The sequence below is a fragment of the Kutzneria kofuensis genome, from assembly GCF_014203355.1.
In the GTDB taxonomy this organism is placed as follows: Bacteria; Actinomycetota; Actinomycetes; order Mycobacteriales; family Pseudonocardiaceae; genus Kutzneria; species Kutzneria kofuensis.
The window spans coordinates 650184-665626 of record NZ_JACHIR010000001.1 but is presented as its reverse complement, the minus strand read 5'-3'; the positions used below and the strand labels follow the sequence as shown (position 1 = coordinate 665626).

The 15443-nt window shown below is 71.1% G+C and carries 13 protein-coding genes; 9 read left to right on the top strand and 4 right to left on the bottom strand.

Translation table 11 applies throughout. The features are described from left to right. The first annotated feature begins 6 nt into the window (after positions 1-6). The 3 genes from BJ998_RS02985 to BJ998_RS02975 all read left to right on the top strand — a co-directional run bounded on the left by BJ998_RS02985 (position 7) and on the right by BJ998_RS02975 (position 4012). Complete coding sequence (locus BJ998_RS02985) at positions 7-801, top strand: SIR2 family NAD-dependent protein deacylase (protein ID WP_184858245.1); 795 nt, start codon at positions 7-9, stop codon at positions 799-801. A gap of 13 nt (positions 802-814) precedes the next feature. Beyond that, positions 815-2350, top strand: coding sequence for an AMP-binding protein (locus BJ998_RS02980; protein WP_184858244.1), 1536 nt, complete (start codon positions 815-817; stop codon positions 2348-2350). A 345-nt stretch (positions 2351-2695) separates the two neighbouring features. Further along, positions 2696-4012 (top strand): NlpC/P60 family protein, encoded by a 1317-nt coding sequence (locus tag BJ998_RS02975; protein ID WP_312889889.1) that lies wholly within the window; start codon positions 2696-2698, stop codon positions 4010-4012. Here the strand turns inward: BJ998_RS02975 and BJ998_RS02970 are convergent. Then, on the bottom strand, positions 3949-5184 hold the full coding sequence (locus BJ998_RS02970) for an MFS transporter (protein ID WP_184858242.1): 1236 nt from the start codon (positions 5182-5184) through the stop codon (positions 3949-3951). The genes BJ998_RS02975 and BJ998_RS02970 overlap by 64 nt on opposite strands. A gap of 83 nt (positions 5185-5267) precedes the next feature. On the opposite strand from BJ998_RS02970, the gene BJ998_RS02965 reads away from it, so the two are divergent. From BJ998_RS02965 to BJ998_RS02955, 3 genes are all read left to right on the top strand, one after another. Then, positions 5268-6182: a LysR family transcriptional regulator gene (locus BJ998_RS02965; RefSeq protein ID WP_184858240.1), complete on the top strand. Its 915-nt coding sequence runs from the start codon at positions 5268-5270 to the stop codon at positions 6180-6182. Between the two features lie 185 nt (positions 6183-6367). Beyond that, positions 6368-7633 (top strand): ATP-grasp domain-containing protein, encoded by a 1266-nt coding sequence (locus BJ998_RS02960; protein WP_184858238.1) that lies wholly within the window; start codon positions 6368-6370, stop codon positions 7631-7633. Next, positions 7626-8216 (top strand): hypothetical protein, encoded by a 591-nt coding sequence (locus tag BJ998_RS02955; protein WP_184858236.1) that lies wholly within the window; start codon positions 7626-7628, stop codon positions 8214-8216. Before BJ998_RS02960 ends, BJ998_RS02955 begins: the two co-directional genes overlap by 8 nt. Positions 8217-8253: 37 nt before the next feature. On the opposite strand, the gene BJ998_RS02950 is transcribed toward BJ998_RS02955, so the two are convergent. Further along, on the bottom strand, positions 8254-9453 hold the full coding sequence (locus BJ998_RS02950; protein ID WP_376775833.1) for an IS110 family RNA-guided transposase: 1200 nt from the start codon (positions 9451-9453) through the stop codon (positions 8254-8256). A gap of 237 nt (positions 9454-9690) precedes the next feature. Between BJ998_RS02950 and BJ998_RS48980 the strand changes: the two genes are divergently transcribed. The 3 genes from BJ998_RS48980 to BJ998_RS02935 are packed head-to-tail and all read left to right on the top strand — an operon-like array spanning position 9691 to position 12505. After that, positions 9691-10128, top strand: a complete 438-nt coding sequence (locus BJ998_RS48980; protein ID WP_184858233.1) for a DUF2000 family protein — start codon at positions 9691-9693, stop codon at positions 10126-10128. After that, positions 10125-11339, top strand: coding sequence for an MDR family MFS transporter (locus BJ998_RS02940; RefSeq protein WP_312889888.1), 1215 nt, complete (start codon positions 10125-10127; stop codon positions 11337-11339). Before BJ998_RS48980 ends, BJ998_RS02940 begins: the two co-directional genes overlap by 4 nt. Further along, positions 11339-12505, top strand: coding sequence for a pyridoxal phosphate-dependent aminotransferase (locus BJ998_RS02935; RefSeq protein WP_184858231.1), 1167 nt, complete (start codon positions 11339-11341; stop codon positions 12503-12505). Before BJ998_RS02940 ends, BJ998_RS02935 begins: the two co-directional genes overlap by 1 nt. Before the next feature lie 19 nt (positions 12506-12524). On the opposite strand, the gene pntB is transcribed toward BJ998_RS02935, so the two are convergent. Together pntB and BJ998_RS02925 are read right to left on the bottom strand one after the other, a co-directional pair. Then, positions 12525-13901, bottom strand: coding sequence for a Re/Si-specific NAD(P)(+) transhydrogenase subunit beta (gene pntB / locus BJ998_RS02930; RefSeq protein ID WP_184858229.1), 1377 nt, complete (start codon positions 13899-13901; stop codon positions 12525-12527). 2 nt (positions 13902-13903) lie between these two features. Further along, a complete protein-coding gene (locus BJ998_RS02925; RefSeq protein ID WP_184858227.1) occupies positions 13904-15433 on the bottom strand; it encodes a Re/Si-specific NAD(P)(+) transhydrogenase subunit alpha in 1530 nt (509 codons plus the stop codon). Between the last annotated feature and the right edge of the window lie 10 nt (positions 15434-15443).

The following is a 15443-nucleotide window of genomic DNA, read 5'->3' as shown; positions in this document are numbered from 1 at the left end:
GTAGGCATGCGGGAGGCGATGCGGCTGATCGGCGGGTCCCGGCGCATAACCGTGCTCACCGGGGCCGGCGTGTCGACGGCGTCCGGCATCCCCGACTTCCGCGGCCCGAACGGCGTGTGGACGAAGGATCCCGAGGCCCAGCGGCTGTCGTCGCTGCAGGACTACGTCGCCGATCCCGAGGTGCGGCAACGGGCCTGGCGCAGCCGGGCCGTGCATCCCGCCTGGCACGCCGAGCCCAACGCCGCCCACCGGGCGCTGGTCGACCTCGAACGTTCCGGCCGGCTGCGGGCGTTGCTGACGCAGAACATCGACGGCCTGCACCAGCGCGCCGGCTCCAATCCGGAGCTGGTCGTCGAGCTGCACGGGTCGCTGACCGAGACGGAATGCCTGAGCTGCGGCGACCGTGCCCCGATGGCCGAGGCGCTGGCCCGGGTCGCCCACGGCGAAGCCGACCCGCCCTGCCGGAAATGCGGCGGGATCATCAAGTCGGCGACGATCTCGTTCGGGCAGGAGCTCGACCACGACGTGCTGCGCCGGGCCCAGCGGGCGGCGCTGGACTGCGACCTCTTCCTCGCCGCCGGCACCTCGCTGACCGTGCACCCGGCGGCGGGCCTGGTCGGCGTCGCCGCGCAGGCCGGCGCGAAGGTGCTGATCTGCAACGCCGAGTGGACCCCGTACGACGAGATCGCCGACGCGGTCGTGCGGGAGCCGCTGACCGAGTCGTTGCCCGCGCTGGCGGCGGCTGAAACGATCGAGCCCAAGGGGCGCCTGTCGACGTGGGGCGATCCGGCCACTTGGTAGCTAGGCTGCTGTGATGCGGGTCCCACTCACCGTCAGTGACTTCCTGGACCGTGCAGCGACGGTCCTCGCCGACAGCGTCGCGATCGTGGACGAGCCGGCCCAGCCGGCCGATCCCGTCGCCACCACCACCTACCGCGAGCTGGCCGGGCGGGTCCGCGCCTGGCAGGCCGGCCTGGACGAACTGGGCGTCGGCGAGGGCGAGCGGGTCGCCGTCGTCAGCCACAACTCCGCGCGGCTGATGGAACTCCTGCACGCCGTCCCAGCCAGCGGCCGCATCTGCGTGCCGGTGAACTTCCGGCTGCGGGCCGACGAGATCGCGTACATCGTCGAGCACAGCGGCGCGTCCGTGCTGCTGGTCGACCCCGAGCTGGACGAGTCGCTGGCCAAGGTGACCGCGCCGCACCGGTTCCTGCTCGGCGCGGAGACCGAGCAGCTGATGCGGTTCGACGCCGAGCCGCGGCCGTGGTCGGAGCCGGACGAGGACGCGACGGCGACGATCAACTACACCTCCGGCACCACCGCGCGGCCCAAGGGCGTGCAGCTGACGCACCGCAACATCTGGGTCAACGCCGTCACCTTCGCGATGCACACGCGGGCGTGGGAACGCGACGTGTACATGCACACGCTGCCGATGTTCCACTGCAACGGCTGGGGCATGCCGTACGGGCTGACCGGCGTCGGGGCCAGGCACATCGTGCTGCGCAAGGTCGACGGCGCCGAGATCCTGCGCCGCGTCGAGCAGCACGGCGTGACCCTGATGTGCGGGGCGCCGGCGGTGTGGAACGCCGTGCTGGACGCCGCGCAGACGTGGAGCGGCGAGATCCCCGGCCGCGACAAGGTGCGGATCGTGTGCGCGGGCGCGCCGCCGCCGACCCGGACCATCGCCCGCGTGCAGGACGAGCTCGGCTGGGAGTTCCTGCAGATCTACGGCCTGACCGAGACGTCGCCGCTGCTCACGTTCAACCGGACCCGGCCGCAGGACGTGGACCTGCCACCGCTGGAGCGCGCGGCCAAGCTGTCCCGGGCCGGCGGTGTCGCGCTCGGCGCGCGGATCACCATTTCCGACAGCGGCGAGGTGCTGGCCCGGTCCAACGTCGTGCTGGACGGGTACTGGCAGAACCCGGAGGCGACCGCCGACGCGCTGGAGGGCGGCTGGTTCCACACCGGCGACGGCGGCTCGATCGACGACGAGGGCCATGTCGTCATCTCCGACCGGCGCAAGGACGTGATCATCACCGGCGGTGAGAACGTGTCGTCCATCGAGGTCGAGGACTGCCTGTTCAGCCACCCCGCGGTGGCCGAGGTGGCGGTCATCGGCGTGCCCGACGAGAAGTGGGGCGAGACGATCAAGGCCCTGGTCGTGCTGGCCGACGGGGCGACCGCGGACGAGGCGGAGCTGATCGCCCACTGCAAGCAGCGGCTCGCCGGCTACAAGGCGCCGACCTCGGTGGAGTTCCGGGAGTCGATCCCGCGCACCGCCACCGGCAAGATCCAGAAGTACAAGCTCCGGGAGCCCTACTGGGCCGGCCGGGACCGCAAGGTCAACTGAGAACCCCGGCGAGTCACGCTCTCCGGCACACCGAATGTCGGTTTCGGGCACACCGCGAGTCCCACGTCCGGGCGGTCATGAATTGGTTTCATGACGGCTCGTGCGCGGGACTTGCGCTTTCTCCGGCCCGGGTGTGCCTCAGAACGGCATTCGCCCTGCTTGAGAGCGTGACGCGCCGGGGTTTTAGGCCGTTCGTGTTACACGTGTGGCTGATGGTGGGTGAGTTTTGCGCGGTACTTGTGGCGTCAACGGGGCACGAGTGGCACAGTGTCATCGTGCCTGGTTGACGCCGTTCGGCCTATCCGTGTTGCTCCGAATGGCCCAGCCTTCGCGAGGAGGTGTGTGGTGGTTCGAACAACCGTGTTGGCCGGGGTGGTCCTCGCCGTTCTGCTGGGTTCGGCCGCGCCCGGGGTCGCCGTGCCGCCGCCGCCCGACAACCCGTCGGACTCCGACATCAGCGCCGGCCAGCAGGACGTCAAGGACAAGGCGGCCAAGGTCGGGGACCTGACCAACCAGCTCGCCGCCGCCGACGCCCGGCTCGCGGACCTGCAGGACCAGGTCGAGGCCCGGATGGAGGAGGTCAACAAGGCCCGGGTCGACCTGGAGGCCGCGCAGGCCGCCGCCAAGCAGGCCGGCGACGACGCCGCCGCGGCCAAGCTGGAGGCGGACGCGGCGGCCGGCGCCATGGACGACGCCCGCAAGCGGCTGGACGAGTTCGCGGCGGCCAGCTTCTCCCAGGGCAGCGCGGTCGGCGGCTTCTCCGCCCTGTTCGACGCGACCAGCCCGGACAACCTGCTGGCCCGGGTGCAGATGCTGAACGCGGTCAGCGAGTCCGAGCTGAAGGCGATGGACGTGGCGCAGCGGGCCGAGGTGGACCGCGCCAACAAGGAGTCGGCCAGCCGCAAGGCGCTGCAGCTGGCCAAGCAGAAGCAGGACGAGGCCGACGCGGCCAAGCGCAAGGTGGACGCGGCGATGGCGGCCGCGGTCGCCGCCCGGCAGAGCGAGGCCGACCAGGAGAAGCAGCTCCAGGCGTCCAAGACGACCATGGAGAACCAGCTGTCGGCGGCCCAGGCCACCGTCGGCGACCTGCAGGCGCAGCGCCAGCGCTACGAGGACTGGCAGGCACAGAAGAAGAAGGAAGAAGAGGCCGCCGCGGCCGCTGCCGCGGCGGCGGCCGCCTCCCGTCCGGTCGCCAACCGCCCCGCCCCGCCGCCACGGCCGGTGCCGGTGGCCGCCGCCGGCCGGGCCGCGGCGGTGATCGGGCGGGCGATGGCCGAGCTGGGCATGCCGTACGCGTGGGGCGGCGGCACGCCGAGCGGCCCCAGCCGGGGTATCAGCGACGGCGGCGGCGAGGCCGACTACTACGGCGACTACAACAAGATCGGCTTCGACTGCTCGGGGCTGATGGTCTACGCCTTCGCCGGTGTCGGCATCTACCTGCCGCACTACAGCGGCTACCAGTACTACGCCGGCCAGCACGTGCCGCTGTCCCAGATGGCCCCCGGCGACATGCTGTTCTACGGCAACCCCAGCAACATCCACCACGTCACGATGTACATCGGCGGCGGCCGCATGATCGAGGCGCCGTACTCCGGCGCCTACGTGCGGGTGGTGCCGGTGCGCTGGGGCGAGATCATGCCGTACGCCACCCGCGTGCTCTGACGGCCGAGCATCGTCGCCGGCGTGAGCAGCGTCAGCACGCCGGCGACGGCGATCGCCTCGCGCGGCCCGATCGCGCCGGCCAGCAGGCCCCAGGCCGCGGTGGTCGCGGCGATGCTGACCTTGGTGGTGACCGACCACGCCGACAGCACGCGGGCCACGGTGTCCGGCGCCGAGTTCTCCAGCCGGGCGGTCGCCGACACCGGGGCGTAGATGCTGCAGCAGGTGATGATCCCGAACTCGAGGCCCATCACCAGCAGCAGCCCCGGCAGGCCGGGGGTGACGAAGGCGAGGCCGGGCACCCAGATCACCCGCAGCAGGCTGGTGGCCAGCAGCACCCGGCCCTGACCGAACCGCCCCACCAGCGGTCGCGCCAGCCGCGAGCCGACGAGACCGCCCAGGCACGGCACGCCGAACGCCAGGCCGTACTGCCAGGGCGCGAAGCCGAGGTCGCCGAGCATCAGCACCGACAGCAGCGGCGCCGTGGCCATCAGCAATCCGTTGAACAGGGCGCTGTTCAGGAACAGCGGCCGCAGCACCGGGTGCCGCAGGATGTGCCGCCAGCCGTCGAAGATCTCGCCCACGGTCAACGCGGGCGCCGGGGCCGGCGCCGGCTCGGGCCGGCGGATCGCCCGAATCCCCAGCGCCGACACCAGAAAGCTGACGGCGTCGACCACGATCGTCGTCATCGGGCCGGACGCGCCGATCGCCGCCCCGCCCAGCGGCGGCCCGACCGCCGTCGCCGACCACTGCGTCGCCTCGAACCGGCCGTTGGCCTGGAGCAGGTCCTCCTTGGCCACCAACGACTTCAGGAACGCCCCGCTGGCCGCGGTGAACACGATGTCCGCCGCCGCGACCACCACCGACACCACCACCAGCTGCCCGAACGTCAAGCCGTGCAACACATACGCCGCCGGCAGCGTCAGCAGCGCCCCGCACCGCAGCAGGTCCATGGCGATCATCACCGGCCGCTTGCGCCGGAACTCGATCCACGGCCCCAGCGGCACCGCCAGCAGCGCGCCGACGATCAGGCCGGCGGCTGCCAGCAGGGACACCTCGGCGGGCGTGCTGTGCAGCACGAGGATCGCCACCAGCGTGAAGGCGTCGAACGCGAACCAGGTGCCGACCGTGCTCGCCGCGTACGCCGCCCACAGCCATCCGAAATCCCTACCCATGACTGGATCTTCGACGCCGGACGGGACTCCGATCAAACAACCCCGCGCCGGCGAGCCACAACCAACGGTTGTAGCCTCGCGCCGTGGACCTCAACGCGGTGCGGACCTTCGTGGTGGCGACCGGCGAGGGCCGGTTGCAGGATGCCGCCGACGAGTTGGGCGTCAGCCAGCAGGCCGTGTCCAAACGCATCAGCGCGCTGGAGAAGGACCTTGGTGTCCGCCTGTTCACCCGCACCGCCCGCGGCATCCGGCTGACCGTCGAGGGCGAGACGTTCCTGCCCCACGCCCGCGCCCTGCTGCAAGCGGCCGACCGTGCCGTCGAATCCGTGCGCCCCGGCCGCCGCGCGCTGCGCGTCGACGTGCTCGGCCGGCGGCTCGTCACGGCCGCCATGCTGCACGAATTCCACCGCCAGCACCCGGAAATCGAGCTGGACGTCGTCGTCCTGCCCAACGGCGAGGCCGCCACCGCCGCCGTGCTGGCCGGCACGATCGACGCGGCCTTCTGCGCGCGGCGGACCCCGCCGCCCGAGGGTGTCCGCACGATGCGCGTGCACGACGAACCCCTGAACTTCCTGGTCGGCCCCGAGCACGAACTCGCCGACGCGCCCGAACTGGCGCTGAAAGACCTTGTGGGGCACCGGATCTGGATGCCCGGCATGGCGCCCGGCTCCGAGTGGAGCGCGTACTACGAGGAACTCGCCGCCGCGTTCGACCTGTCCATCGACGGCCAGGGGCCGAACTTCGGCAGCGACACCATGCTGGACATGATCGCCGACACGCCGTCGCTCGCGACCTTCTGGGGCACCGGCATCCGGAAGGTCTGGACCGCCGACCTGCGCAGCATTCCCGTGATCGGTCCCACGCCGGTCTACCCGCACTCGCTGATCTGGCGGGCCGACAACCCGCATCCCGGCCTGCCCGAACTGCGCGAGCACCTGGAGAAGCACCGGCGTTCCCAGCACCTGGACGACACCTGGACAGCCATCTGGGCTTCCTGACGCTGCCGAGACGTTAACCTCCGGTTACCCATGGGGAACCGGAAAGTCCTGTCCCATGCACTGGAACTCCTAGGCCGACAGGGTGATTCGCGCGCGACCCCTTCTCGTGGCCCCCGGCCGCGAGCTAGTTTTCCGATCAATCAACGGGGGAGCTTCTGGGGGAAGAATTGCCCAACGATTGCGTCGTGCTCGTGGACACCTACGAGACGGCTGATCACGGCGTGCCGCAGACCGCGCGGCACATCGCACCTGCCTTCCGGGCCGCCGGGGCCGACTGCGTCCGGGTGCAGAGCGCGCCGGACGCGCCGGGTGTGTACCGGTCGTCGTCGCCGACGTATGCGAACTACGTCGACAACATCGTCCACGACGGCGACCTGGAGAAGACGATCGCCGCGCTGGAGCCGTACCGGCCGGTGGCGGTGGTTGCCGGCGGCGAGTACGGCGTGGCCTTCACCGACGTGCTGGCCGAGGCGATGGGCCTGCCGGGCAACGGAACGGCGCTGAGCGCGGCCCGGCGGGACAAGCACACGATGGTGGAGACGGTTCGGGCCGCCGGCCTGCGCGCGGCCCGCCAGCTGCGCACCGCCGACGAGGCGGAACTGGCTCAGTGGCACCGTGAACTGGGCGGACGCATCGTGGTCAAGCCGATCCGCAGCGCCGGCGGTGACGGGGTGTCGTTCTGTGACACCCCCGAGCAGTCGACGGCCGCGCTGCGGGCGATCACCTCGCGGCAGAACCTGTTCTCCGAGGACAACGACGCCGTGGTGGCGCAGGAGTACCTGGTGGGCGCGGAGTTCATCGTGAACACGGTGAGCCTCGACGGCGCGCACCACGTCTGCGACATCTGGAAGAGCCAGCGGTTTTCCGTCAACGGCATCACCGACCTGTCCGGCGCCTGCTACCTGGTGCCCCGGCGCGGCCCGCACCACGACGAACTCGTCGACTACGCGGGCCAGGTGCTGGACGCGGTCGGGATCCGCCAGGGCGCGGCGCACGTGGAGCTCAAGCTGACGCCGCAGGGACCGTGCCTGATCGAGGTCGGGGCCCGGCTCTCCGGCGGCGACCTGCCGCACTACGCGCGGCTGGGCATCGGTGAGTCCCAATTGGACTGGATGGTCGACGCCTGCCTGCGGCCGGAGCGGTTCCGGGCGCGCTGCGCCGAGGACTACCGGATCCAGCGGTACTACTCGTGGGCGGCGATGATCTCTCCGGTGGCCGGGACGCTGCGCCGCTACCGGGCCATCGAGGAGATCCAGGCCCTGGAGAGCTTTCACGAGATGTGGCAGCTGACCAAGCCCGGCCAGCGCCTGCGGCGCACGGTCGACGACACCACCTATCCGATCATCGTCACGTTCATGCACGAGGTCGACGAGGTCCTCATGCGAGATCTGGGCACGTTGCGCTATCTCGACGGTGTTGGCTTCTACGAACTGGGGACCGAACATGACTGACGTCGCTGTCGCCGCCTTCAAGGAAGACCTGACCTTCCGGCCGCGTTACCGCTCCCTGGCCACCCTGGCCGACGAACCGGCCGGCCTGACCTGCAGCGTCACCGTCGGCCGCAGATGGGCCGCCGAGGGCAGAGCCGGCTCCGTGGTCGGCTATCCGGCCTTCGAGCAGGCGGCCGAGCGGGTGCGCGCCGGCGAGCACGACGTGCTGCTCGTGCCGTCCGCGTACCCCGACATCCGCGCCTTCTTCTTCGACCCGGAGCTCAAGGCGGTGGAGACCTTCCTGGGCCAGCTGCCGGACATGGTGTTCGCGGTGCCCGAGGGCGTGGACCCGGAGGCGCTGGACGTCGTCTACCACCACCCCGCGACCAAGTCGCTGGTCGAGTCGCTCACCGAGCCGGTCGGCAGCACCGTGCTGGCCAGCTCCAACAGCTCCGCCTGCCGGGACGCGTTGGGGCACGACGGACCGGCCGGCGCGGTCACCAACCAGACCTCCGCCGATCACTACGGGATGCGCGTCGTCCGGGTACTGTCCGCCGGTACCCCCATGGGCTTCGTGGTGTTCACCCGGAAGGATTCCCAATGACGTTGTCAAGCGGTAGCGGTGATAGGCGGTGAGCCTGTCAGGCTGCTGCGCTGCCTGGTCGTGGCACGTGGGGCTGGAACGTTCGTTCGTCGCGGACGAGCGCCCACACGACGTTGAGGCGTCGACGCGCCAGGGCCAGTACGGCCTGCTTGTGGACCTTGCCCTCGTGCCGTTTGCGTTCGTAGAAGGCCTTCGACTCCGGACACCGGACGATGGCGTACTGCGCGGACAGGTAGAACGCCCGCAGCAGCCGCCGGTTGTAGCGGCGCGGACGGCGCAGGTTGCCCTGAACCCGGCCGGAGTCACGCGGGACCGGCGCCAGGCCGGCGACACCGGCCAGCCGGTCAACGCTGCCGAACGCGGCCGGATCCCCGCCGGTCAGAGCGATGATCTCGGCCCCGAGCAACGGCCCGATGCCGGGCATGCTCAGGATCACGGCGGCGTGCCGGTGCTGGCGAAACCGGCCCTCGATCAGGGCGTCGGTCTCCGCGATCTCCTCATCCAGGGCCATCACCCCCTTGGCCAGCCGCGCCGTCATGGCCGCGGCAGTGGACTGTCCGGGAACGGCGGTGAGCTGGGCCCGGGCTGCGGCGATCGCGGTCGCGGCGATTGCGGCGCCGTTGCGGACCTTGCGGGCCCGCAGCCAGGTGGCCAGCTCGGCCTGGCCGCACTCCCGCAGCGCGGCGGGAGTCTGAAAGCCGGTCAACAGCACCAGCGCGGCTTTGGAGGAGCTGTAGTCAAAGGCTCGTTCCAGGGCGGGGAAGTACTCCAGGATCTGGGCGCGCAGCCGGTTGATCGCCCTCGTGCGGTCGGCGGTCAGGTCGTAGCGGCGGGCGGTCAGGATCCGCAGGTCCACGGCGATCTCGTCGCCGGCGGTCATCGGGTGCAGGTCGCGGCGCATGCGGGCCTGGTCGGCGATGATGAACGCGTCCTTGGCGTCACTTTTGCCCGATCCTCGGTAGCCGGCCGAGGCGTGGTGGACGGTGCGGCCGGGGATGTAGAGCAGGGCCTGGTCGTGGTTGACCAACAGGGCGATCAGCAGCGCGCCGCCGCCGGCGTTGAGATCGATCGCCCACAGCACGTCGGGCGACAGCGCTCGGACATCGGCGATCAGCTCCAGCAGTTCGGCCTCGTTGTTGGGCACTCGCCGGGACAGGATCTTGTCGCCCTCGGCGTTGATCACCACGCAGTGGTGGTGGGCTTTGCCCGCGTCCACACCGGCCCACAGTTGCGGCACGGCCACCTCCCGTCGTCGTTCGTGCCAGACACCCAGCAGACGACCTCGCCGTCACGTCCTTATGCAGCGATTGTTTCGCTCATCCCAATCAGCGGCCGAGTCGTCGCAGGACCCCGGGCGGCCAATCCTTCCCAGCCACACCAACGGCTCCGTCATGACAGCCACACCCGAGGTCCCCGGGCCTTCCTGATCTTACGACTGACCAGAACCGACCCGACTCAGAAGATAAGGATCATCGTGACTGAGCAAGGCCCGCTGCGTGCCGCGATCGTGGTGCACAAGAGCTTGGACCCGGCGGCCGTCGCCAACGCGGCGGCGATCCTGATGGGCCAGCTCGCGCACCTGGAACCGCGGTTGTACGCGACGGACGGCGTCAAGGGCGCCGACGGTGTGCGGCACGCCGGCATCCGGTACAACACCGTGATTCTCGCCGGCCGGCCGGCGCAGGTGGGCAAGCTGATCGCGGCGGCGGCCGAGGCCGACGTGCCCAGCGCCGTGTTCGGCGGCGCCGGGCGCGGGCTGCACAACAGCTTCGAGGCGTACCAGGAGCTGGTCGGCCGGTCCACCGCCGAGGAGCTCGAGGTGTTCGCGGTCGGCCTGGCCGGCCCGGACGAGCTGGTGCGGTCGCTGACCAAGCAGTTCAGCTCCTACCGGGGGCCGGTGGTGGCCGAGTGACGAGTCCCGCCGCCGCGCCGGCCGTGGGGTTCGTGCGGTCCCGGCTCGGCGGGCTGCCGCGCGCGTTCTGGGTGCTGTGGACCGGAAGCCTGGTCAACCGGCTCGGCACCATGGTGCTGCCGTTCCTGTCGCTGTATCTGACCAGCGGTCGGCAGCTGTCGGTGGCCACTGCCGGCGAGATCCTGGCCCTGCTCGGCGTGGGCCAGATGTTCTCCCAGCTGATCGGGGGCGTGCTGGCCGACCGGTTCGGCCGCCGGGTGGCGCTGACCGGCGGCATGGTCGGCACCGGCGCAGTGATGATCGGCCTGGGTTACGTGGAGAGCCTGGCGCTGATCGCGGCGTTCGCGCTGCTGCTCGGCCTCGTCGTGGACATGTTCCGGCCGGCGGTGCAGGCGATCGTGGCCGACATGGTGCCGGACGGCGACCGGCCGCGGGCCTTCGGCCTGCTGATCTGGGCCATCAACATCGGTTTCTCGGTCGCGATGGTGCTCGGCGGCACGCTGGCCGGGGCCGGTTTCCACACCCTGTTCTGGGTCGATGCCCTGACCTGCGTGGCCTTCGGGCTGCTGGTGTGGCGGGCGGTGCCGGAGACCCGGGTGGCGGTCCGGGAACGCGACCGCGGCGGCTTCGCCGAGGTGCTGCGGGACCGAGTGATGCTCGGGTTCCTGGTCGTCGTGCTGGCGGCGGCGTTCGTGTTCCTCCAGTGCCTGTCGACGCTGCCGTTGGCCATGCGCAGCAACGGGTTGCCGCCGTCCGCGTACGGCATCGTGATGGCCGTCAACGGCATCGTGATCGTGCTGGTGCAGCCGCTGCTGGGCAACCGGCTGGGCCGGTGGGACCACTCGTGGGTGCTGGCCGGCGGGATCGTGGTGCTGGGCCTCGGCTTCGGCGCGACCGCGTTGGCCGGCGGCACGCCGGCGTACGCCGCCACGGTCGCCGTGTGGACGCTCGGCGAGATCGTGTTTCACTCGATGGCCGCCACTGTGGTCAACGACCTCGCGCCCGCGCACCTGCGCGGCCGCTACAACGGCGCCTACGGCACGGCGTGGGGCGTCGCCGCCTTCGTCGCGCCGCTGGGCGGCACGATGCTGCTGTCCGTCGGCGCGCCCGTGCTGTGGTCGACGTGTCTTGTCGTGTGCCTGCTCGCGGCGGCCGGACAGCTGGTGCTCGCGCCGGCCGCGCGGCGCCGCCGGAACGCCGGAGAGTCCTGATGCGCACCAACCCCGTCGCGGATTCCCTGCCCAGGTCGGGTATCCGTGAGGTGATGGACCTGGCCTTCGGCCGGCCCGAAGTGATCCGGCTGGAGATCGGCGACCCGGACTTCCCGACGCCGGCCCACGTCACCGAGGCGGCGCTGCGGGCCGCGTCCGACGGCCACACCCACTACGTGCCGAACGTGGGCCTGACCTTCCTGCGCGAGGCGTTGGCGCAGAAGGTTGTGGAGCGCAACGGGTTCACCGTGAGCCCCGATCAGGTCATCGTGACCCAGGGCGCGACGCAGGGCATCTTCGCCGCGCTCAGCGCCTTGGCGGCCAAGGGCGACGAGGTCCTGCTGCCCGATCCGGCCTGGCCCAACTACGTGATGATGGCCCGCATGCTCGGCTTGACCGACGTGGCCTACCCGCTGACCGCCGAGACCGAGTTCCTCCCGGACGTGGACGTGCTGGAGTCGCTGATCACCCCGCGTACCCGGGTGCTGGTGGTGAACTCGCCGTCCAACCCGATCGGGACGGTCGCCGACCGGCGCCGCGTCGAGCAGGTGGCCGAGTTCGCCCGCCGGCACGACCTGTGGCTGATCTCCGACGAGTGCTACGACGAGATCGTCTTCGACGCCGCCTGCGTCAGCCCGGCGCTGTTCGCGCCGGAGCGGACCATCGCCGTCTACAGCTTCTCCAAGACCTACGCGATGACCGGCTGGCGCATCGGCTACGCCGCGGTACCGGAGCCGGTCGCGCTCACCATGGCCAAGTGCCAGGAGACCATCGTCGCCTGCGTGAACGCGCCCACCCAGCACGCCGCGCACGCGGCGCTGACCGGCCCGCAGGACTGCGTGGTCGAGATGCGGGAGAGCTACCGCGCCCGCCGCGACGTCGTCACCCAGCTGGCCAAGTCGGCCCGGATCGAGATGCCCACCCCGGTCGGCGGCTTCTACGGCTGGCTGGACATCAACGACCATCGGCCCGGCGCCGCCCGGGAGTTCGCCCTGCGGCTGCTGGCCGAGCAGCACGTCGCCGTCGCCCCCGGCACCGCGTTCGGGCCGTCCGGCGAGGGCTATGTGCGCATCTCCATGGCCGCGGCCGAGGCGGACCTGGCCGAGGGGGTGCGCCGGCTGGCCGCCCTGCTGCACGGCCAGGACCTGGCCGGGGGCGGGCGGTGACCCGGCCGCCCCCGACCGGCTAGAGCGCCCGGACGATGTCCTCCACGCGTTCCTTGGCGTCACCGAACAGCATCTTGCTGTTGTCCCGGAAGAACAGCGGGTTCTGCACGCCGGCATAGCCCACGGCCATCGAGCGCTTGAACACGATCACGTTCTGCGCCTCCCACACGTGCAGCACCGGCATGCCGGCGATCGGGCTGCCCGGATCGTCGGCGGCCGGGTTGACCGTGTCGTTCGCGCCGATCACCAGCACCACCGAGGTCTGCGGGAAGTCCTCGTTGATCTCGTCCATCTCCAGCACGATGTCGTACGGCACCTTGGCCTCGGCCAGCAGCACGTTCATGTGCCCCGGCAGCCGGCCGGCCACCGGGTGGATGCCGAACCGCACGTCCACGCCGCGTTCCCGGAGCTTGCGGGTCAGGTCCGCGACGGGGTACTGGGCCTGCGCGACGGCCATGCCGTAGCCGGGCGTGATGATCACCGACTCGGCCTCGCGCAGCAGCTCCGCGGTGTCGGCGGGGGTGATCTCGCGGTGCTCGCCCTGCTCGATGGCCGCGAACGTGCCGGACTCGACGCCGAAACCGCCGGCGATCACCGAGATGAACGACCGGTTCATCGCCTTGCACATGATGTACGACAGGTAGGCGCCGGAGGAGCCGACCAGCGCACCGGTGACGATGAGCAGGTCGTTGTTCAGCAGGAAGCCCGACGCGGCCGCCGCCCAGCCGGAATAGCTGTTCAGCATGGACACCACCACCGGCATGTCGCCGCCGCCGATGGACGCCACCAGGTGCCAGCCCAGCAGCAGCGCGATCGCCGTCACCGCCGCCAGCAGGCCGACATTCGGCGTGATGACGAAGAGAACCGTCAGCACCACGAAGGCGATCAGCGCGCCGAGGTTGAGGAAGTGCCGGCCCGGCAGCATCATCGGCGCCGACTTGATGCGGGCCGACAGCTTCAGGAACGCCACCACGGAGCCGGTGAACGTGACCGCGCCGATGAACACGCCGATGCACACCTCGGCGTGGTGGATGCCCGGCAGGTTGCCGGCGTCCGCGTCCAGGTAACCGTTCCAGCCGACCAGAACCGCCGCCAGGCCGACAAAGCTGTGCAGCAGCGCGATGAGTTCCGGCATGCCGGTCATCTCGACGACCCGCGCCCGCCACAGTCCGATGCCGCCGCCGGCCGCCATCGCGACGACCAGCAGCACGATGCCGATGACGGCCATTCCCTGCAGCGCCAACACGATCGTGGCGGCGAGGGCGAGGGCCATGCCGGCGATGCCGAACAGCACGCCGTTGCGGGACGTCTCGTGCCGGGAAAGGCCCGCCAGGCTGAGCACGAAGAGCAGCGCTGCGACGAGATACGCGGCCTGTGCCGCCGTTGCCACGGTCATCGTCAGCTCCTCGAGAACATGCTCAGCATGCGGCGGGTCACGGCGAATCCGCCGAAGATGTTGATGCTGGCCAACAACACCGCGGCCGCGGAGAGCACCGTGACGGCGACGCCGCTGTGGCCGATCTGCAGCAGCGCACCGACCACCACGATGCCGGAGATGGCGTTGGTGACCGACATCAGCGGCGTGTGCAGCGCGTGGTGCACGTTGCCGATCACGTAGAAGCCGATCACCACGGACAGCGCGAACACCGTGAGGTGACCGATCAACTCGTTGGGGGAGAAGCCGACCAGCAGGAACAGCGCGATCGCCGCCGCGGCGACCAGCACGTGCCGGGCCCGGCGCGGTTTCTGTTGCTGTTGCGGCGCCGGGGTTTCCTGCTTCTGTTGCGGTGGCGCCGCGCTGACGCTGATCTTGGGTGGGGGCCAGGTCGTCTCGCCGTCGCGGACCACGGTCATCGCCCGCAGCACGACGTCCTCGAAGTCCAGCACCACCTCGCCGTCCTTGCCCGGCGTCAGCAGCTTCAGCAGGTTCACCACGTTCGTGCCGTACAGCTGCGAGGCCTGCGCCGGCAGCCGGCCGGCGAGGTCGGTGTAGCCGATGATCGTCACGCCGTTCGCCGTGACGACCGCCTCGCCCGCGACGGTTCCCTCCACGTTGCCGCCCTGCCCGGCGGCCATGTCGACGATCACGCTGCCCGGCCGCATGCTGGCCACGTGCTCCTTGGTGAGCAGCCGCGGCGCCGGGCGGCCGGGGATCAGCGCGGTGGTGATGATGATGTCGACGTCACGGGCCTGTTCGGCGTAGATCTCGGCCGCCCGCCTGTCGTACGCCTCCGACGTGGCCCTGGCGTAGCCGTCGGTGCTGGCCTGCTGCTCGACGTCGACGGCGAGGAACTCGCCGCCCAGCGACTTCACCTGCTCGGCGACCTCCGCGCGCGGGTCGGTCGCCCGCACCACCGCGCCGAGGCTGTTGGCCGTCGCGATCGCGGCCAGGCCGGCCACGCCCGCGCCCGCCACCAGCACCTTCGCCGGCGGCACCTTGCCGGCGGCCGTGACCTGGCCGGTGAAGAAGCGCCCGAACACGTTCGCCGCCTCGATCACCGCCCGGTAGCCGGCGATGTTGGCCATCGAGCTGAGCACGTCCAGCGACTGGGCGCGGGAGATGCGGGGCACCGCGTCCATCGCCAGCACGGTGATCGGCCGCTCGGACAGGGTCTGGACCAATTCAGGGTGTAACGCCGGCCCGATCATGCCGATCAGCGTCGCGCCGTCGTGCAGCGCCCCGATCTCCGGCTCCGTCGGCGGGTTCACCTTGATCACCACGTCCGTGGCCCACGCCTCGCCGCGGTCCGCGATCCTGGCCCCGGCCTGCGCGTACGCCTCGTCCGTGAAGCTCGCCGCCGCCCCGGCGCCCGCTTCGACGAGCACCTCGTAGCCGAGGGCGGTCAGTTGGCGCACTGTCGCCGGCGTCGCCGCCACCCGCGTCTCGCCGGCGGCCGACTCGGTGACCACGCCCAGTGTCCGACCCATCACGGCTCCC

Coding starts and splice junctions, on each gene's coding strand:
- BJ998_RS02985 (WP_184858245.1), top strand. CDS start 7: ATGCGGGAGGCGATGCGGCTGATCGGCGGGTCCCGGCGCATAACCGTG.
- BJ998_RS02925 (WP_184858227.1), bottom strand. CDS start 15,433: ATGGGTCGGACACTGGGCGTGGTCACCGAGTCGGCCGCCGGCGAGACG.
- BJ998_RS02935 (WP_184858231.1), top strand. CDS start 11,339: ATGCGCACCAACCCCGTCGCGGATTCCCTGCCCAGGTCGGGTATCCGT.
- BJ998_RS02955 (WP_184858236.1), top strand. CDS start 7,626: ATGACTGACGTCGCTGTCGCCGCCTTCAAGGAAGACCTGACCTTCCGG.
- pntB (WP_184858229.1), bottom strand. CDS start 13,901: ATGACCGTGGCAACGGCGGCACAGGCCGCGTATCTCGTCGCAGCGCTG.
- BJ998_RS02970 (WP_184858242.1), bottom strand. CDS start 5,184: ATGGGTAGGGATTTCGGATGGCTGTGGGCGGCGTACGCGGCGAGCACG.
- BJ998_RS02980 (WP_184858244.1), top strand. CDS start 815: ATGCGGGTCCCACTCACCGTCAGTGACTTCCTGGACCGTGCAGCGACG.